The sequence below is a fragment of the Isoptericola sp. NPDC055881 genome, assembly GCF_053615895.1.
This window is the reverse complement of the sequence record NZ_JBSHCR010000012.1, coordinates 35,888-54,172: the sequence shown is the minus strand read 5'-3', so window position 1 is coordinate 54,172 and position 18,285 is coordinate 35,888. Positions and strand designations below refer to the sequence as shown.

11 protein-coding genes are annotated in these 18,285 nt (G+C 72.0%); 5 read left to right on the top strand and 6 right to left on the bottom strand.

Features of this window, described 5'->3' with window-relative positions; genetic code table 11:
- Positions 1-14: 14 nt before the first annotated feature.
- Genes dnaE through ACWGKI_RS06170 form a run of 3 tightly spaced genes read left to right on the top strand, consistent with a single transcriptional unit; the run spans position 15 to position 4,563 of the window.
- Entirely contained in the window at positions 15-3,602 is a 3,588-nt protein-coding gene (gene dnaE, locus ACWGKI_RS06180) for a DNA polymerase III subunit alpha (protein WP_452185528.1), read from the top strand.
- Positions 3,599-4,117, top strand: a complete 519-nt coding sequence (locus ACWGKI_RS06175) for an NUDIX hydrolase (protein ID WP_452185526.1) — start codon at positions 3,599-3,601, stop codon at positions 4,115-4,117. Before dnaE ends, ACWGKI_RS06175 begins: the two co-directional genes overlap by 4 nt.
- 41 nt (positions 4,118-4,158) lie before the next feature.
- Positions 4,159-4,563 carry a pyridoxamine 5'-phosphate oxidase family protein gene (locus ACWGKI_RS06170; protein ID WP_452185524.1) on the top strand — a complete coding sequence of 135 codons (405 nt, stop codon included), beginning with the start codon at positions 4,159-4,161 and terminating at the stop codon, positions 4,561-4,563.
- Between the two features lie 54 nt (positions 4,564-4,617).
- On the opposite strand, the gene ACWGKI_RS06165 is transcribed toward ACWGKI_RS06170, so the two are convergent.
- Positions 4,618-4,845, bottom strand: coding sequence for an RNA-binding S4 domain-containing protein (locus ACWGKI_RS06165; RefSeq protein WP_380241740.1), 228 nt, complete (start codon positions 4,843-4,845; stop codon positions 4,618-4,620).
- 58 nt (positions 4,846-4,903) lie between these two features.
- Between ACWGKI_RS06165 and hisD the strand changes: the two genes are divergently transcribed.
- Together hisD and ACWGKI_RS06155 are read left to right on the top strand one after the other, a co-directional pair.
- Positions 4,904-6,229 (top strand): histidinol dehydrogenase, encoded by a 1,326-nt coding sequence (hisD, locus tag ACWGKI_RS06160; RefSeq protein WP_380241742.1) that lies wholly within the window; start codon positions 4,904-4,906, stop codon positions 6,227-6,229.
- Positions 6,230-6,350: 121 nt separating this feature from the next.
- Positions 6,351-9,665 carry a DEAD/DEAH box helicase gene (locus ACWGKI_RS06155; RefSeq protein WP_452185522.1) on the top strand — a complete coding sequence of 1,105 codons (3,315 nt, stop codon included), beginning with the start codon at positions 6,351-6,353 and terminating at the stop codon, positions 9,663-9,665.
- Between the two features lie 116 nt (positions 9,666-9,781).
- Here the strand turns inward: ACWGKI_RS06155 and ACWGKI_RS06150 are convergent, their stop codons facing one another.
- From ACWGKI_RS06150 to ACWGKI_RS06130, 5 genes are all read right to left on the bottom strand, one after another.
- Positions 9,782-11,509, bottom strand: a complete 1,728-nt coding sequence (locus tag ACWGKI_RS06150; RefSeq protein WP_380241747.1) for an ABC transporter family substrate-binding protein — start codon at positions 11,507-11,509, stop codon at positions 9,782-9,784.
- Positions 11,510-11,576: 67 nt separating this feature from the next.
- The gene (locus ACWGKI_RS06145; RefSeq protein WP_452185519.1) at positions 11,577-13,631 is read right to left on the bottom strand and encodes an ABC transporter ATP-binding protein; all 2,055 of its coding nucleotides are present in this window, start codon (positions 13,629-13,631) and stop codon (positions 11,577-11,579) included.
- Positions 13,628-14,545 carry an ABC transporter permease gene (locus ACWGKI_RS06140; protein ID WP_380241752.1) on the bottom strand — a complete coding sequence of 306 codons (918 nt, stop codon included), beginning with the start codon at positions 14,543-14,545 and terminating at the stop codon, positions 13,628-13,630. Before ACWGKI_RS06140 ends, ACWGKI_RS06145 begins: the two co-directional genes overlap by 4 nt.
- A gap of 19 nt (positions 14,546-14,564) precedes the next feature.
- Complete coding sequence (locus tag ACWGKI_RS06135) at positions 14,565-15,548, bottom strand: ABC transporter permease (protein ID WP_380241754.1); 984 nt, start codon at positions 15,546-15,548, stop codon at positions 14,565-14,567.
- A gap of 274 nt (positions 15,549-15,822) precedes the next feature.
- A complete protein-coding gene (locus ACWGKI_RS06130; RefSeq protein WP_452185574.1) occupies positions 15,823-18,105 on the bottom strand; it encodes a RecQ family ATP-dependent DNA helicase in 2,283 nt (760 codons plus the stop codon).
- Positions 18,106-18,285 lie beyond the last annotated feature (180 nt).

The following is an 18,285-nucleotide window of genomic DNA, read 5'->3' as shown; positions in this document are numbered from 1 at the left end:
CCTAGACTCGCGGCATGCCCGACGCAGGATCCCCCACCGTTCAGCCGACCGGCACCTCCGAGGACGACTTCGTCCATCTCCACGTGCACACCGAGTACTCGATGCTCGACGGCGCGGCGCGGATGAACGACCTGTTCAGCGAGGTGTCGCGCCTGGGCCAGAAGGCCATCGCCATCACCGACCACGGGTACCTGTTCGGCGCGTTCGACTTCTGGAGCACGGCGCAGAAGCACGGGGTGAAGCCGATCATCGGCGTCGAGGCGTACGTCACGCCGGGCACCAGCCGCCACGACCGCACCAAGGTCCTGTGGGGCGAGCAGCACCAGCGGCGCGACGACGTCTCGGCGGGCGGCGCGTACACGCACATGACCCTCTGGGCGCGGGACAACGAGGGCATGCACAACCTGTTCCGCGCGTCGTCCCTGGCGTCGCTGGACGGGCAGATGGGCAAGTGGCCGCGCATGGACCGCGAGCTGCTCGAGACCTACGGCAAGGGCCTCATGGGCACGTCGGGCTGCCCCTCGGGCGAGGTGCAGACGCGCCTGCGGCTCGGTCAGTGGGACGAGGCGGTGCGCGCGGCGGGCGAGCTGCAGGACATCCTCGGCAAGGAGAACTTCTTCGTCGAGCTCATGGACCACGGGATCGACATCGAGTCCCGCACCTTCAAGGACCTCCTGCGCCTCGCCGAGCACATCGACGCGCCGCTCGTGGCCACCAACGACCTGCACTACACCAAGCAGGAGGACGCCCACTCGCACGAGGTGCTGCTCGCGGTGAACTCCGGGTCGACGCTCGACGAGCCGACCTACGACCAGGGCGGCAGCCGGTTCGCCTTCAGCGGGGACAGCTTCTACGTGCGCTCGGGCGCGGAGATGCGCCGCCTGTTCGCGGAGCTCCCGCAGGCGATCGACAACACGCTGCTCATCGCGGAGCGCTGCGAGGTCTCGTTCGACACCAAGGCGAACTACATGCCGCGCTTCCCGGTGCCCGAGGGCGAGGACGAGATCAGCTGGTTCGTCAAGGAGGTCGAGGCCGGGCTGCGCCGCCGCTACCCGGACGGCATCCCGGACGACGTGCGCAAGCAGGCGAACTACGAGGTCGAGGTCATCATCCAGATGGGCTTCCCGGGGTACTTCCTCGTGGTGGCCGACTTCATCAACTGGGCCAAGGACCAGGGCATCCGCGTAGGGCCCGGCCGAGGCTCCGCGGCCGGTTCGATGGTGTCGTACGTCATGGGCATCACCGAGCTCGACCCCCTCAAGCACGGTCTGATCTTCGAGCGCTTCCTCAACCCGGAGCGCATCTCGATGCCCGACGTCGACGTGGACTTCGACGAGCGCCGGCGCGCCGAGGTGATCCGGTACGTCACCGAGAAGTACGGCGACGACCGGGTGGCGATGATCGTCACCTACGGCTCGATCAAGGCGAAGCAGGCGCTCAAGGACGGCTCGCGCGTGCTGGGCTTCCCCTTCGCGATGGGGGAGAAGCTCACCAAGGCGATGCCGCCCGCCGTGATGGGCAAGGACATCCCGCTCTCGGGGATCTTCGACCCCAAGCACGAGCGGTACGCCGAGGCCGCCGAGTTCCGCGCGGTGCACGACGCCGACCCCGAGGCGCAGCGCGTCGTCGAGACGGCGCGCGGCATCGAGGGGCTGAAGCGCCAGTGGGGCGTGCACGCCGCGGGCGTCATCATGTCGAGCCACCCGCTGATCGACATCATCCCCATCATGCGGCGCCCGCAGGACGGGGCGGTCATCACGCAGTTCGACTACCCGACGTCCGAGGGCCTCGGCCTCATCAAGATGGACTTCCTCGGCCTGCGCAACCTGACGATCCTCGACGACGCGCTCGAGAACATCGTCATGAACGGCAAGGACCCGGTCGCGATCGAGACGGTCGAGCTGGACGACAAGGCCACCTACGACCTGCTGGCCCGCGGCGACACGCTCGGCGTGTTCCAGCTCGACGGTGGCGCGATGCGCTCGCTGCTGCGCCAGATGCGGCCCGACAACTTCGAGGACGTCTCCGCCGTCATCGCCCTGTACCGCCCGGGCCCGATGGGCATGAACTCGCACATCAACTACGCCCTGCGCAAGAACGGGCTGCAGAAGATCGAGCCGATCCATCCCGAGCTCGAGGAGCCGCTCAGCGAGGTGCTGGGGGAGACCTACGGCCTCATCGTGTACCAGGAGCAGGTGCAGCGCGCCGCCCAGATCCTCGCCGGCTACTCGCTCGGCCAGGCCGACCTGCTCCGCCGCGCGATGGGCAAGAAGAAGAAGGAGATCCTCGACAAGGAGTTCGTCCCGTTCGAGGCGGGCATGAAGGAGCGCGGGTACTCCAAGCCGGCGATCCAGGCCGTCTGGGACACCCTGGTCCCCTTCGCCGGCTACGCGTTCAACAAGGCGCACTCGGCCGGCTACGGCGTCGTCTCCTACTGGACGGCCTACCTCAAGGCGAACTACCCGACCGAGTACATGGCCGGCCTGCTCCAGAGCGTGCGGGACGACAAGGACAAGATGGCGCTCTACCTGGGCGAGTGCCGTCGCATGAACATCACGGTCCTGCCGCCGGACGTCAACGACTCCGCCGCCAAGTTCACCGCCGTCGGGAACGACATCCGGTTCGGGCTCACGGCGATCCGGAACGTCGGCGCGAACGTGGTGGACGCGATCATCGCCGCGCGCGAGGAGAAGGGGGCGTTCACCTCGTTCACCGACTTCCTCGACAAGGTGCCCGCGGTCGTCTGCAACAAGCGGACCATCGAGTCGCTCATCAAGGCGGGCGCGTTCGACTCCCTGGGCCACCCGCGCCGTGCCCTGCTCGTGGTGCACGAGCAGGCGGTGGACTCGGTGATCTCGGTGAAGCGCAAGGAGGCCGAGGGCCAGTTCGACCTCTTCGCCGGGTTCGGTGGTGCGGACGAGGACGCGGCGATGACGTTCGCCGTCGACGTCCCGGACCTGCCGGACTGGGACAAGAAGCAGCGGCTCGCGTTCGAGCGGGAGATGCTCGGCCTGTACGTGTCGGACCACCCGCTGTCCGGGCTGGAGCACGTCCTCGCCCGCGCGGCGGACACGTCGATCGCCGCGCTCATGGCTGACGAAGGGCGCCAGGACGGGTCCACGGTCACGGTCGCGGGCCTGCTCACGAGCGTGCAGCGCAAGATGAGCAAGAACGGCAACCCGTGGGCGGCGGTCACCGTCGAGGACCTCGAGGGCGCCGTCGAGGTGATGTTCTTCGGGGAGACCTACCTGGCCTACTCGACGATCCTCGCCGAGGACCAGGTCGTGACGCTGCGCGGGCGTGTCCGGCGCCGGGACGACCAGATGCAGCTGCAGGCCATGGAGGTGTCGCTGCCGGACACGTCCGCCGTCGCCGACGCGCCCGTGCTGGTGACCGTGCCGCACACGCGGTGCGTGGAGCCGGTCATGGTGCGCCTGCGCGAGGTGCTCGCGACGCACCCGGGGTCGGCAGAGGTGCACGTGAGCGTCGCCGAGCCCGGCAAGCGCACGGTCGTGCGCGCGGCCGACACCCTGCGGGTCGAGAAGTCGCCCGCGCTGTTCGGGGACCTCAAGGCCCTCCTCGGCCCGAGCTGCCTCTCATGACCGGGACGCCGGGCACGGCCGTCGAGGGGCCCGACGACGGTTCCGCGGACCACCGCTTCCGCGTGGTCCCCGCGGCGTACCTCTACCTGCGCCGCGAGGGCCAGGTGCTGCTGCAGCTGCGGCAGGGCACCGGCTTCATGGACGGGTACTGGGCCGCCGCTGCCGCGGGGCACGTCGAGGCAGGGGAGTCCGTGCACGAGGCGGCCGTGCGGGAGGCGCGCGAGGAGCTCGGCGTCGTCGTCGAGGCCGCGGACCTGGTGCCGGTCACGGCCATGCACCGCGGCCAGCCCGGAGGGCCGGCCCTGGAGCAGCGGGTCGACTTCTTCTTCAGCGCGACCCGGTGGACGGGCGGCCCCGCGATCCGGGAGCCCGCGAAGGCCGGCGACCTGCGGTGGTTCCCGTTCGTCGCCCTGCCCGAGCGGGTGGTGCCGCACGAGCTGGTGGTCCTGCGCGCGCTGCACGACGAGGGCAGGCACGGCACCCGGGTGCCGCCGATCCTCAGCGCCGGCTTCTGACGCGGGCGGGGCTCGCCCACGCGCGCCGTAGGCTCGGGGGCGTGTTCCGCCTCAACCCCGAGCAGCTGGTGTTCGTCACCGAGCGCCACCTCGCCACCCTGACCACCCTCCGCGCCGACGGCAGCCCCCACGTCGTGCCCGTCGCCTTCACCTGGGACGCCGACGCCGGCGTGGCGAGGACCACGGCGCGCCGGACCTCGGTCAAGGTCGCCAACGCCCGCCGTGCCGGCGCCGACGGCGCACGGCCGCGGGCGGCGCTGTGCCAGGTCGACGGCGGCCGGTGGCTGACCCTGGAGGGCACCGTCGAGGTGAGCGAGGACCCGGCCGAGATCGCGGACGCGGTCGCACGCTACGCGAAGCGGTACCGGCCCCTGGAGCACGACCCGGCCCGGGTGGTGCTGCGCCTGACGCCCGACCGCGCGATGGCGTCGACCTACATGGCCTGAGACGTCCTGAGCGAGCGTCTGGTCAGGCGGGCGGCTGGCCAGGCGAGCCTCTGGTCAGGCGACGACGGCCGACTCGTCGCCCTCGGGCAGGGAGACGGTCACCACGTCGCCACGGACGAGCTGTCGCCCGCGCCGCGTCTCGACGTCGCCGTTGACCTGCACCTCGCCGTCCGCCACGAGGTCGCGGGCGTGCGTGCCGGACTCCGCGAGGCCGGCGAGCTTGAGGAACTGGCCGAGGCGGATGATGTCGTCGCGGATGGGGACGTCGGTGGCGGCGGTCATGCGTCCATTCTCCGACAAAAGGCTCCGGCGTCCGACCCGCGCTGCCTAGACTGGCCGGGTGATCCGACGCATCGACCTCCGTGGTCAGGAGCTGTCTCGCACCGAGCTGCTCGGGGTGCTGCCGCGCCCCGAGATCGGGGTGGACCAGGCGACCGCGGCCGTGGCCCCGATCCTCGCCGACGTCCGGGCCCGTGGCGCTGCCGCGCTGCGTGACCTGGCCGAGCAGTTCGACGGGGTGCGTCCCGAGCATCTGCGCGTCCCGGCGGCGGCACTCACGAACGCGCTCGACACGCTCGACCCGGTGGTGCGGGCCGGCCTCGAGGAGGCGATCCGGCGGGTCCGCACGGTGCACGCCGCCCAGGTGCCCACCGAGCACGCGACGCAGCTCGCCCCCGGCGCGGTCGTGCGCCAGCGCTGGATCCCCGTGCAGCGGGTCGGCCTGTACGTGCCCGGCGGGCTCGCCGTCTACCCGTCGTCCGTGATCATGAACGCCGTCGCGGCGCAGGAGGCCGGCGTGCCCGGCCTGGCCGTCGCCTCACCGCCCCAGAAGGACGCCGGCGGGCTGCCGCACCCGACGATCCTCGCCGCGTGCGCGCTGCTCGGCGTCGACGAGGTGTACGGGGTGGGCGGCGCACAGGCCGTGGGCATGTTCGCGTACGGCGCGGCCGGCTCCGCACCGCAGGACGGTCCCGTCCTGTGCGAGCCGGTCGACGTCGTGACCGGGCCGGGCAACGTGTACGTCGCGGCGGCCAAGCGGCTCGTGCGCGGCGTCGTCGGCATCGACGCGGAGGCGGGCCCCACCGAGATCGCGGTGCTGGCCGACGCGACCGCCGACCCGGGGCACGTCGCCCTCGACCTCATCAGCCAGGCCGAGCACGACCCGATGGCGGCCTCCGTGCTGGTGACGCCGTCCGTCGAGCTGGCGGGTGCCGTCGAGGCCCGGCTGAGCGACCTGGTCGGTTCCACCAAGCACTCCGCGCGCGTCATGCAGGCCCTGAGCGGTCCGCAGTCCGCCGTCGTGCTGGTCGACGACCTGGACCACGGGCTCGCGGTCGTGGACGCGTACGGTGCCGAGCACCTGGAGATCCAGACCCAGGACGCCCCGACCCTCGCGAACCGCGTGCGCTCCGCGGGCGCGATCTTCGTGGGCCCGTGGTCGCCGGTCTCCCTCGGCGACTACATGGCGGGCAGCAACCACGTGCTGCCCACCGGCGGGTCGGCGCACTTCTCCAGCGGGCTCGGGGTGCACGCGTACCTGCGGTCCGTCCAGGTCGTGGAGTACACCCGGGACGCGCTCGAGGAGCTCGCGGACCGGATCGTCGCCGTCGCCAACGACGAGGACCTGCCCGCGCACGGCGAGGCCGTGCGCGGCCGCTTCCTCTGAGCTCCGGGCGCCAGTCGCGCGCCAGGGGTCCTGCCGCTCTGGCGTGTCCTGCGCCGAGGGCAAATAGTGTGCCAAGCGCGACTGGCACACCGCGTCGGAGGCACGTGCGAGCATGGACGCCATGCCCGCCCCGCCGCCCCGCCTCGACCCCGTCGTGGTCGGCGGCATCGTGGGGAGCGCCACGTTCCGCCGTGCCCAGGGCTACGAGCGGGCCGGCATGGTCGGCACGTGGCGCTGGGACGCGGACGCGCTCGTCCTGACCTCCCAGGTCACGGGGAGCGGCCCGCAGCCCTACACCTGCCGCGTCACGTTCGACGTGGGCGCCGACGGCCGGTACGCGTACCGGGCCGCGACGTGCAGCTGCCCCGTGCGTGAGGACTGCAAGCACGTGGCGGCCACGCTGCTGCACGTCGGGCAGCAGGCGGGTGCGACGGAGGTCGGTGGCCACGCCGCGGCCGAGGGGACGACGTCGACCGGCTGGCGCGGTCGGCTCGCGGCGGTGACCGGGAGCGCACGGGGCCCGGCCGTGGGGACGGCGTCCGACGGTGCGACCGGCGGAGTGCTGCCGGTGGCGCTGCGCTTCCGGCTCGACGAGGCGTTCGGCGACCTGCCGCCGCAGCTGTCGGTGCGCCCGGTGGTGCGTGGTCGCACCGGGTGGAAGGTGGCGCCCGAGGCGAGCTGGGAGGCGCTCGCCACCGGGCTCTACGCCTTCGCCGACGTGCGGGCCACGCCGGCCCCGCAGGTCCGGCGCTGGTTCGCCGACCTGGGTTCCGCCCTCGCCGACGGCGGGTTCGGCCGCGGCCGGCTGGCGTGGCGGCCGCTCGCCGCGGGGGGACGCGGCCTGTGGGCCCTGCTCGCCGAGGCGGCGGACCTGGAGATCCCGCTGGTCGCGCACGGCGCGCGCGACGAGGTGCGCCTGGCGGGCACGGCCGAACTCCGGCTCGTGGTCAGGTCCGGCGACGACGGGGTGCGCCTCGACCCGGTGGTCGCCTTCGACGGCGCGGACGCGCCCGCAGGCTCTGCCCTCGGGACGGTCGGCGACACCGGCGTGTACGCCGTCGAGACCGAGGGGCGGCGCACGGTGCTCCGCCTCGGGCCCACCGCGCGCCGCCTCTCCGACTCGGCCCGCGAGCTCGTCGTCGTCGGCCGGGTCGACGTCCCGCGCGACGACGTGGCCGAGCTGTTCGCCGAGCACCTGCCGGTGCTGCGGCGCGCGGTCCGCGTGCTCTCCGACGGTTCGGTGACGCTGCCCGACCCGCCGCGCCCGGTGCTCGTCGCCGAGGTGGGCTTCGCGTCGCCGGAGCACGCGCGGCTCGCGTGGTGCTACGAGTACCCCGCGTCAGGCGGGTCGCCGCGGCGCGTCCCGCTCGAAGGTGCCGCCGCCGACCCGTTGCGGGCCCCGGACGCCGAGGCCGAGATGCGGGCCAAGGCGCAGGCCGCCGTCCGCGGCGTGCCGGGCTTCGAGCGGTTCGACCTCGCGGCCCGGACGGAGCTGAAGGGGCTGGACGCCCTCGACCTCGCGCACGGGGTGCTGCCCGCCCTCGCGGCCACGGGCGACGTGCGGGTCGAGGCCACCGACGTGCCGCACTACCTGCATCTCGACGCCGCCCCGCGGGTGGTCGTCTCCGGGGCTCCGTCAGGGGACTCCGACTGGCTCGACCTCGGCGTCTCCGTCACCGTGGCCGGCAAGGAGCTCCCGTTCGCGCGCCTGTTCACCGCCCTCGCGCGCGGCGACAAGCGGCTCCTGCTCGTGGACGGCTCGTGGCTCCGGCTCGACCAGCCGGTCCTGGGGCGGCTGCGCGACCTGATCGCCGAGGCCACGGAGCTGAGCGACCGACCGGGCAAGGCGCGGGTCAGCCGCTACGACGCGCACCTGTGGGGCGAGCTCGAGGACGTCGCGGACGTCGTGGAGGCCGCGGCGACGTGGCGGCGGTCGCTGGCGGGGCTGCGGTCGTTCGCGGCGGGGGAGACGGTGGCAGAGCCGGTCGACGTCCCCGTGGGGGTCCGTGCCGACCTGCGCCCGTACCAGCGCGAGGCGTTCGAGTGGCTGGCGTTCCTGTGGAGCCACGGGCTCGGCGGCATCCTGGCCGACGACATGGGGCTCGGCAAGACGGTCGAAGCCCTCACGTTCCTCGCGCACGCCCGCGCCACCGCGCCTGACGCGCCGCCGTTCGTCGTCGTCGCGCCCGCCTCCGTGGTGGGGAACTGGGTGGACGAGGCGGCACGCTTCACGCCCGGGCTGCGGGTGGCGTCGATGCCGGCGACAGGGCGCACGCTGGGCAGAGGGGTCGCGGAGCTCGCTGCGGGGGCCGACGTGCTGGTCACGTCCTACGCCGTCTTCCGCCTCGAGTTCGACGCGTTCGACGCGCTCGGTTGGAGCGGCCTGATCCTGGACGAGGCCCAGGTGGCGAAGAACCCGCGGACGAGGGCGCACGAGACCGCGCGGCTCCTCGACGCACCGTTCAAGCTCGCGATCACCGGCACGCCCCTGGAGAACAACCTGCTCGAGCTCTGGGCGTTGCTGGCCGTCGTCGCGCCGGGCCTCTACCCGTCGATGCACCGCTTCCGCGCCGAGACGGCGCGGCTCGTCGACGCCGCGGCCACCGACGACGACCCGCAGGTGGTGGCGGCAGGCAACCGCGCACTGGCCCGCCTCAAGCGCCGGATCCGTCCCCTCGTGCTGCGTCGCACCAAGGAGCAGGTGGCGCCCGAGCTGCCCGAGCGGCAGGAGCGCGTCCTGCGCGTGCCGCTCACCCCGGACCACCGCAAGGTCTACGACACCCACCTGCAGCGGGAGCGGCAGCGGCTCCTCGGCCTGCTGGAGGACTTCGAGGCCAACCGGGTGGCCATCTTCCGCTCGCTGACCACCCTGCGCCGCCTCGCGCTCGACGCGTCGCTGCTCGACGGCGCGTACGCGGGCGTGGGCTCCGCGAAGCTGGACGTGGTGACCGACGAGCTGGTCGAGATCGCCGCGGAGGGCCACCGGGCCCTCGTGTTCTCGCAGTTCACGTCGTTCCTGCGCCGGGTGGAGGCGCGGTGCGCGGAGGCGGGGCTGGCCGTCGCCTACCTCGACGGGGCCACCCGCCGCCGCGCGGACGTCATCCGCGGCTGGAAGGAGGGGGACGCGCCGGCGTTCCTCATCAGCCTCAAGGCGGGTGGGGTGGGGCTGAACCTCACCGAGGCGGACTACGTCTACCTGCTGGACCCGTGGTGGAACCCCGCGGCCGAGGCGCAGGCGGTGGACCGCACCCACCGCATCGGGCAGACCCGGCACGTCGCTGTCACCCGCCTCGTGGCGCAGGACACCATCGAGGAGAAGGTGATGGCGCTGGCGCGCCGCAAGGCCGCGCTGTTCGACGCGGTGCTGGACGACGAGGGGGGCGCGTTCTCCCGCTCGCTCGCGGCCGACGACGTGCGCGGGCTGCTGGAGCCGTAGGCCGGACGGGGCCCCGCCCGGCACGCCCCAGGCACGACGAAGCCCTCGGGGCCGGCGGCGGGTGCCACCGGCCCCGAGGGCCTTGCTGGTCGAGCCGTACGGCTCAGGCGTCCGCGTCAGTTCGCGGGGGCCGTGCCCTTCTCCCAGCCCACGTTCTCCACCGGCTGCAGGCCGAAGAGGTCGAGACCGGTGTAGGTCTCGGGCGTGAGGTTGGCGAGACCCTTCGTGGCCATTGAGATCCACGGGCCGTTGTACAGCGGCAGGATGCCCCAGGTCTCGGAGATGATCTCCGACTCGAGCTTCATGCCCGCCTCGGTCTGCTCCTCAGCCGTCGGCAGGGACGACACCTGGTCCGCGATCTTCTTGTCGATCGCCTTGGTGCCGGTCGACGACAGGTTCAGGCCCGAGTCCGAGCAGTACAGCTGGCACATGTACGCCACGCCGTACGGGTCGCTCGACGAGAAGCCGAGGATGACGAGGTCCCAGTCCTTGGTGGACAGCACGGTCGAGAAGTCGCTCGCGGGGCGCTTGTCGATGTCGAGCTTGAAGCCGATCGCGGCGAGCTGCTGCTGGACGACCTTGGCGCGGGCCTCGGTGATCGGCTCGTCGCCGAAGATGGGCAGACGGCCCTCGAACTTCACGCCGTCCTTCTCGCGGACGTCGCCGTTCTTGGTCCAGCCGGCCTCGTCGAGGAGCGTGTTGGCCGCGTCGACGTCGTACTTGTAGCCCGCCGCAGCGAGCGCGTCGACGTAGCCCTCCTGGAACGGGAACAGGTTCAGCGAGCCGGCGTCGGGCTCGGTGTAGTTGAGGCCGTTCCAGACGACCTCCTTGATCTGGTCGCGGTTGATGGCCTTGAAGAGGGCCTCGCGGACCTTGACGTCCTTGAACTGCGGACGCTCGGCGTTCAGCTCGAGGAGGTTCGTCGACGTGCGCTGCGCGCGGTACGTCTCGGCGTTGTCGACGTCCTTGAGCTGCTCGAGGTTGTCGGCCGACAGGTTGTCGACGTAGTTGACCTCACCGTTCTGGAAGCCGTTCACCGCGGCGGTGGGCTCGAGCACGCGGAACGTGACCTTGTCGAGCATGGGCTTGTCGCCCCACCACTTGTCGTTCGGCACGAACGAGACGACGCCACCGTTGAGGTCGAACTCGTCGATCTTGTACGGGCCGGCGCCCCAGTCGGCGTGCGCGTCCTCGAGGTAGCCCTCGTTGAACACCTTCGGCGAGTTCACGGCCGGGTTCATGATGTGCCAGAACAGACCGTCGGTCCAGGGGAACTCGGTCTTGAAGGTGACGACCGCCTGGCGCTCGTCCTCGCCCTGCTTGACAGACTCGATCTGCGAGTAGCCGTCGGTCGAGCTGGGGACGTAGCCCTCCTCGGTCGACCGGTTGGCCTTCCAGAGCTCCTCGTAGGACTTCCAGGTGATCGGGCTGCCGTCGTTCCAGACCGCCTTGGGGTTGATCGTGTAGGTCACGACGGTCTTGCCGTCCTTGACCTCGGTGGTCCAGTCGGAGAGGTAGTTCGGGTTGGCCGAGGCCTCGCCCTCCGGGGACATGAGGATCATCTGCGGGTTGTACCACTCCCAGATGCGGGCGGTGTCGACCGACCCGTCGGAGTGGTTCGGGTTCATCTGCGGGGTGATCTCCGTCAGCGGGAAGGTCACCTCGCCGCCCTGCTCGAGCTTCTCGCGCGGCTGCGGGTTGTAGTCCGCGCCCTCGATGGTCTGGGCCGAGGCGGACGGCTTGGCGCCGCCGTCGTCGTTGCTCCCGCCGCCGCAGGCGGTGAGGGCCAGGGCCAGCACGCCGGCGACGGCGACGCTGCCGGCCAGTCTCTTCTGCAGCCTCATGGGTGCTCCTTTCGCGCCTGGTAGGCGCTCACTCGATGGTTGGAGTTGATGGGTGAGGAAAGCTTCGTCAGCGGTGGTGGCAGGCGTTCACGTGCACGCCCGTACGGCCGCTGAGGACAGGGACCTTCGTCTCGCACACGGCCCGCTCCGGGGCGTCGAGGGTCTGGTACAGGGGGCACCTGGAGACGAAGGGGCACCCTGTGATGGTGTCGGTCGGGCTGGGAAGGTCGCCCTTGAGCACGATGTGCTCGCGGCCGCGCTCCTTCACCGGGTCCGGCACCGGGATCGCCGACAGCAGCGCTCGGGTGTACGGGTGCTGCGGGTCGTCGAAGACCGCGTCGACCTCGCCGTGCTCGACGAAGCTGCCGAGGTACATCACGGCGACGCGGTCGGCGATGTGCCGCACGACCGACAGGTCGTGCGCGACGAAGAGGTAGGACAGGCCCAGGCGCACCTTGAGCTCGTCGAGCAGGTTGATGACGCCTGCCTGCACCGACACGTCGAGCGCGGACACCGGCTCGTCGAGGACCACCAGCTTCGGGTTGGTCGCCAGAGCGCGTGCGATGCCGATGCGCTGGCGCTGCCCGCCGGAGAACGCCGCCGGGAAGCGGTCGCTGTGCGCCGGGTCGAGGCCGACGAGGTCCATGAGCTCGTCGACCCGAGGCCCGACGTCAGCGGTCGGGGTGCCCACGGTGCGCAGGGGCTCGGCGATGACGTCGAAGACCGTCATGCGCGGGTCGAGCGAGCCGACCGGGTCCTGGAACACGATCTGCACGTCGCGGCGCAGCTGACGCTCGGCGCGGCCACCCTTGATGTCGGCGACGCTGGTGCCGACGATCCGGATGTCGCCGTCGTCCTGCGCGGCGAAGTCCATGATCTGCAGCAGCGTCGTGGTCTTGCCGGACCCGGACTCGCCGACGATCGCCATCGTCTCGCCCTCGCGGACGTCGAAGCTGACGCCCTTGACGGCGTGCACCTCGCCGACCTTCTTCTTGCGGAACGAGCCCTTGAGGAGCGGGAACGTCTTCGTGAGGTTCTCGACCTCGAGGGTGGGCGCACGCAGGTCGCGGGGCACCCTCTCGAGGGTCGAGGAGGGGATCTCGGGGACCGGGTAGACCGGCTCGTCCCCGATGCGGCCGGCACGGATCTCCTCCGCGCGGATGCACGCGGCACGGTGGTCCGGTGCGCCGCCGACGGGCAGGAGCTCGGGCTCGGAGGTGAGGCACGCGTCCTGCACGATCGGGCACCGCGCGGCGAACGGGCACGCGTCGGGGAGGTCGACCAGCAGCGGGGGGCTGCCCTTGATGGGCACGAGCGGCTGGTCCACCGACTTGTCGACCCGGGGGATCGCCCCGAGCAGGCCGATCGAGTAGGGCATGCGGGTGTCCGCGAACAGCGTCTCGACCGGGGCCTTCTCGATCGCGCGACCGGCGTACATGACGACCACGTCGTCCGCGATGTTGGCCACCACGCCCATGTCGTGCGTGATCATCATGACCGCGGCACCGGTCTCGCGCTGCGCCGTCTTGATGAGGTCGAGGATCTGGGCCTGGATCGTGACGTCGAGGGCCGTCGTCGGCTCGTCCGCGATGATCAGCCGCGGGTTGTTCGCCATCGCGATGGCGATGACCACGCGCTGGCGCATGCCGCCCGAGAACTCGTGCGGGAACGACTTCACGCGCTCCTGGGGCCGGGGGATCCCGACGAGGCCGAGCAGCTCGACGGCGCGGTCCCAGGCCGCGCGGCGCGACATCCGGGGGTTGTGGACCGTGAGTGCCTCGACGATCTGGTCACCGACCGTGAACACCGGCGTCAGCGACGTCAGCGGGTCCTGGAAGATCATCGCGATGCCGTTGCCGCGGATCTTGGACATCTGCGCGTCGCTCTTGCCGAGCAGCTCCTCGCCCTCGAACTGCACCGAGCCGCCGATGCGGGCGTTCTCGTCGAGCAGGCCCATGACGGCGAGCGAGGTGACGGACTTGCCGGAGCCGGACTCGCCGACGATCCCGAGGGTGCGCCCCTCGGCGAGGTCGAACGAGACGCCGCGGACGGCGTCGACGCGCCCCGCCTCGGACGGGAAGCTGACGGTGAGGTCGCGGACGGAGAGTACGGGGGTGGTCATGCGCGGCCTCCCGCAGCGGAGGTGGGATCGAGGGCGTCGCGCAGGCCGTCGGCGACCAGCGCCATGGAGACGGTCAGCAGCGTCAGTGCGGCGGCGGGGAAGTAGAACATCCACGGCGCGCTCGAGATGCTGGAAGCGCCGATGCCGATGAGGGACCCGAGCGAGACGTCGGGGAGCTTCACGCCGAAGCCGAGGAAGGACAGCCCGGTCTCGGCCATGACGGCGCCGACCACGCCCAGCGTGAAGTTGATGACCAGCAGCGACCCGATGTTCGGGATCAGGTGGCGCAGCACGATCCGCAGCCCGGGCACGCCCATGTAGCGCGCGGCGTGGACGTACTCCCGCTCGCGCAGCGAGAGGGACAGCGTCCAGATGGTGCGGGCCTGGAAGAACCAGCTGACGAGGATCAGGACGAGGGCGATGACCTTCCAGTCGCCGCCGGAGTCGTTGGACATCATCGCGAGGAGCAGGAACGTCGGCGCCACCATCAGGAAGTGGATGATGAACAGCGCCACCCGCTCGATCCGGCCGCCGAAGTAGGCGGCCGCGGTGCCGATGACGGCCGACAGGATCGTCGTGCCCGTGGCCACGACGACCGCGATCAGCAGCGAGCGCTGCAGGCCCACGACGACCATCGCGTACAGGTCGTTCCCGGCGTTGTTGGTGCCGAACCAGTGCTCGGGGCTCGGCGGGTCGGACAGGGCGAGGAAGTCGAGCTCGACGTGGTCGTACTTCTGGAAGAACGTGCCGAACACCGCGAAGAGCACGAGCAGCACGAAGATGACCACGCCGCCGACCGCGGGACGGTTGCGGGCGAAGCGGCGGCTGTACAGCCGCCACTTCGACAGCCGCTTGCGCTCACCGGGCTCCGCGACGGGGGGAGCGACCTCGGTCTCGGCCAGAGGGTCGACCATGGAGGGATCGTTTGCCATGTCAGCTCACCCGCACTCGGGGATCGAGGACGACGACCGCGATGTCCGCGAGGATCGCGCCCACCGCGGTCATGACCGCGCCGAACGCCGCGACCGCGACCACACCGTTGATGTCGTTCTTCGAGATCGTCTCGATGAAGTACTGCCCCATGCCCTTCCAGGCGAAGATCGACTCGGTCAGCACGGCGCCCGTGAAGATGCCGGGGATCGAGAACGCGACCTGCGTCGTGACGGGGATCAGCGACGTGCGCAGGGCGTGCTTGCGGATCGCCTGCTGCTTGGTCAGGCCCTTGGCCCGCGCCATGCGCACGTAGTCGGACTTGATGTTGTCGAGCAGCAGGGAGCGCTGCAGGAAGTGGTACTGCGCGTACCCCACGATGATCAGCGCGATGGTGGGCAGCGTGAGGTGCTGGACGGTGTCGAGCAGGGTGGGGAAGAAGCCGCTCACCCCCGGGCTCGACGAGCCGGTGACGTAGAAGACCGTCGTGCCCACGGCGCCGTTGAAGGCGATCGCGAGCAGCACGAGCCCGAGCGCCGCGACCACGATCGGGATGTTCATCGTGATGATGGACGTGCCCTGCGCGATCCGGTCTCCGACGCGGTACTGGCGGGAGGCGCTGTAGACGCCCAGCGCGATGCCGATGAGCGTCAGCAGGATCGTCGCGCCGAGCATCAGCTCCGCGGAGACCCACATGCGGTAGGAGACCTGCTCGTTGACCGACTGCCCGGTGGGGCTGACTCCCCAGTCCCAGTGGAAGAGGATGCCGCTGAACCAGTTCCACCACCTCACGAGCAGCGGCGTCTGGTCGTCCAGGTTGCGCGGCTCGAGCAGGTTGTGGATCTGCTCCTCGCTGAGAGGGGGCCGCCTCCCGACGTAGTTGCTCCGGGGGTCGAGGTAGGCCCAGGCGAGGAAGTACGTGAGATTCGTGACGGCTACGACCATGAGCAACCAGCCCGTGGTGCGGCGCAGCAGATATCGGGTCAAAGTCGGAGGGGCTTTCTTCAGGAACGGTCGCGGTGCCGTGACATTACCGCCGTCCAGAGTGGCCTCCGACACATCTGGGCCGAGCGGCTCGGATCGTTACGGTTTCGTGCTCCAGGCGAACAATCCCGGAAACATGCGGAGCGGCCGGCGGGTCCTGCCCCCTGGTGCTGGCCCGGAGCGGGTCCGGGGCGGTCCGCAGGTCCGCCTCGATCAGGTCGGGGGCGGTCTGACCTGCCCCGACGTCCTCAGCGCACGTCGGTGCAGTCAGCGCGCGTCAGCGCACGCCGAGGACGAACGGGTGCACGGCGGACGCGCCGGCCTGCCGCAGGAGCCGTGCGGACACCGTGAGCGTCCACCCGGACTCCGTCCAGTCGTCGACGAGCAGCACCGAACGGCCGGGCAGGCCGCGCAGGGTCGCGTCGTTGAGCTCGAGCCGGAGCCGCCGGGCCACCCCGGCGAGCCGCATCGCGGAGTTCACGTCGTGCCGAGCCGGCTGCTCTGCGCCTGCCGCAGGGCCGACGGAGCCGATGAGGGGGACGCCGAGGTAGGCGGCGAGTCCGGACGCCAGGTGGTAGGTCAGCTGCGGTCGGGTGGTCGAGCGCACGGCCACTACCCCCTCGACCAGCGTGCGGCGCGCGCCTGCGGCGGCGGTCTCGCCGTCGCCCTCTACGCCCTCTACGCCCTCTACGCCCTCTCCGGCCGCGCCGGCCGCGCGGACGGCGTCCCAGTCGTCCAGCACGCGAGCCGCGGCGTGCCGCAGGGGCACCGGCACCTCGCCGTCGGGGGCGCCGGTCGCGAAGAGGTCGCGCAGCGGTCCGGACCAGCCCAGGCCGTCGAGGCGGGCGACGGCGCGCCCCGTCTCGGCGCGCTCGTCGGGCGCGATCTTGCCCTTGAGGTCGAGCCCGAGCGCGGCGAGGCCCGACGGCCACATCGCGCGGGGGCCGACCTCGACACCCGGCCGGTCCATGTCGGCACGCGCCGCGGCGACGGCCTCGGCGTCCGGGACGGCGGGCAGGGAGACACCGTCACACCGGTCGCAGCGGCCGCACGTCCACCCCGCGGCCAGCTCCGGGTCGTCCAGCTGGGCCCGCAGGTACGCCATGCGGCACCCGGTGGTCGCGACGTAGTCGACCATCGCCTGCTGCTCCGCCTGGCGCGTGGCCTCCACCCGGGCGTACCTCTCGGCGTCGTACGCCCACGGCGTGCCCGTGGCGACCCAGCCGCCCTGGACCCGGCGCACGGCGCCGTCGACGTCGAGCACCTTGAGCATCGTCTCCAGGCGCGAGCGCTTGAGGTCGACCTGGGTCTCCAGCGCGGCGGTGCTCTGCGCGCCGTCCGACGCCGAGAGCGCCCCCAGGGTGGTGCGGACCTGTGCCTCCGCGGGGAACGCCTGGGACCCGAACCAGTCCCAGATGGCGCGGTCCTCCTGCCCGGGCAGCAGCACCACGACGGCGTCGTCGACGCCACGTCCCGCGCGGCCGACCTGCTGGTAGTACGCGATGGGCGACGACGGGGCACCGAGGTGGACGACGAAGGCGAGGTCGGGCTTGTCGAAGCCCATGCCGAGGGCCGACGTGGCGACGAGGGCCTTGACCCGGTTCTCCTTGAGGTCCTGCTCCAGCTGCTCCCGCTGCGTCGGGTCGGTGCGTCCGGTGTAGGCGGCGACCGCGAGCCCGGCCCCGCGCAGCTGCTCGGCGACCTGCTCGGCGGCCGACACGGTGAGGCAGTACACGATCCCCGACCCGTCCACGTCCTGCAGGGCCTCGACGAGCCAGGCGACGCGCGTGGGCTGGTCCGGCAGCTCCAGGACGGCGAGGTGCAGCGACTCCCGGTCCAGCCCGCCGCGCAGCACCAGCACGTCGTCCGTGGTGCGCGCCTCGGCGCCCGCCTCGGCCTCGAGCTGCCCGCCACGCACCGCGAGCTGCTCCGCGACGTCGGACGTCACGCGTGCGTTGGCCGTGGCGGTGGTCGCGAGCACCGGGATGCCGGGCGGCAGGTCGGCGAGCAGGGTGCGGATGCGCCGGTAGTCCGGGCGGAAGTCGTGACCCCAGTCCGAGATGCAGTGCGCCTCGTCGATCACGACGAGTCCCGCGTCGGCCGCCAGCCGGGGGAGGACCTCGTCGCGGAACGCCGGGTTGTTGAGGCGCTCGGGGGAGCAGAGCAGCACGTCCACCTCGCCCGCGGCGATCGAGGCGTGGACCTGGTCCCACTCCGTGACGTTCGACGAGTTGATCGTCACGGCACGGATCCCGGCCCGGGCGGCAGCCGCGATCTGGTCGCGCATGAGGGCCAGGAGCGGCGAGACGATGACGGTCGGTCCGGCCCCGCGGGAGCGCAGCAACGACGTGGCGACGAAGTACACCGCCGACTTGCCCCACCCGGTGCGCTGCACCACGAGCGCGCGCCTCCGGAAGGCGACCAGGGCCTCGATCGCGCGCCACTGGTCGTCGCGCAAGGTGGCGTCCTCGCGGCCGACCAGCGCACGGAGGGACTCCTCCGCCTGCTCCCGCAGCGTGCCCCCGCCCTCGCCCGCGCTGTCGAGCAGCCCGCGGAGCATCGCGAGCTTCGCGCGCTTGGCGGGGTCGGTGCCGGGCGGTCCGTCCTGAGGGCCGGCGGCCGGGACCGGCGCCGGCGCCGGCGCCGGCGCTGGGACGGACGGGCGCGCCGGGGGAGCGGGTTCCGGCTCCGGAGCCAGGTCGTCCGGCGGCGGGGCGTCGTCGTCCGAGGGGGCGAACAC

What these genes read in the sequence shown, in the direction of transcription:
- ACWGKI_RS06175 (WP_452185526.1), top strand. Translation starts at nt 3,599, where the DNA reads ATGACCGGGACGCCGGGCACGGCCGTCGAGGGGCCCGACGACGGTTCC.
- ACWGKI_RS06150 (WP_380241747.1), bottom strand. Translation starts at nt 11,509, where the DNA reads ATGAGGCTGCAGAAGAGACTGGCCGGCAGCGTCGCCGTCGCCGGCGTG.
- dnaE (WP_452185528.1), top strand. Translation starts at nt 15, where the DNA reads ATGCCCGACGCAGGATCCCCCACCGTTCAGCCGACCGGCACCTCCGAG.
- ACWGKI_RS06155 (WP_452185522.1), top strand. Translation starts at nt 6,351, where the DNA reads ATGCCCGCCCCGCCGCCCCGCCTCGACCCCGTCGTGGTCGGCGGCATC.
- ACWGKI_RS06140 (WP_380241752.1), bottom strand. Translation starts at nt 14,545, where the DNA reads ATGGTCGACCCTCTGGCCGAGACCGAGGTCGCTCCCCCCGTCGCGGAG.
- ACWGKI_RS06130 (WP_452185574.1), bottom strand. Translation starts at nt 18,105, where the DNA reads ATGCTCCGCGGGCTGCTCGACAGCGCGGGCGAGGGCGGGGGCACGCTG.
- ACWGKI_RS06145 (WP_452185519.1), bottom strand. Translation starts at nt 13,631, where the DNA reads ATGACCACCCCCGTACTCTCCGTCCGCGACCTCACCGTCAGCTTCCCG.
- ACWGKI_RS06165 (WP_380241740.1), bottom strand. Translation starts at nt 4,845, where the DNA reads ATGACCGCCGCCACCGACGTCCCCATCCGCGACGACATCATCCGCCTC.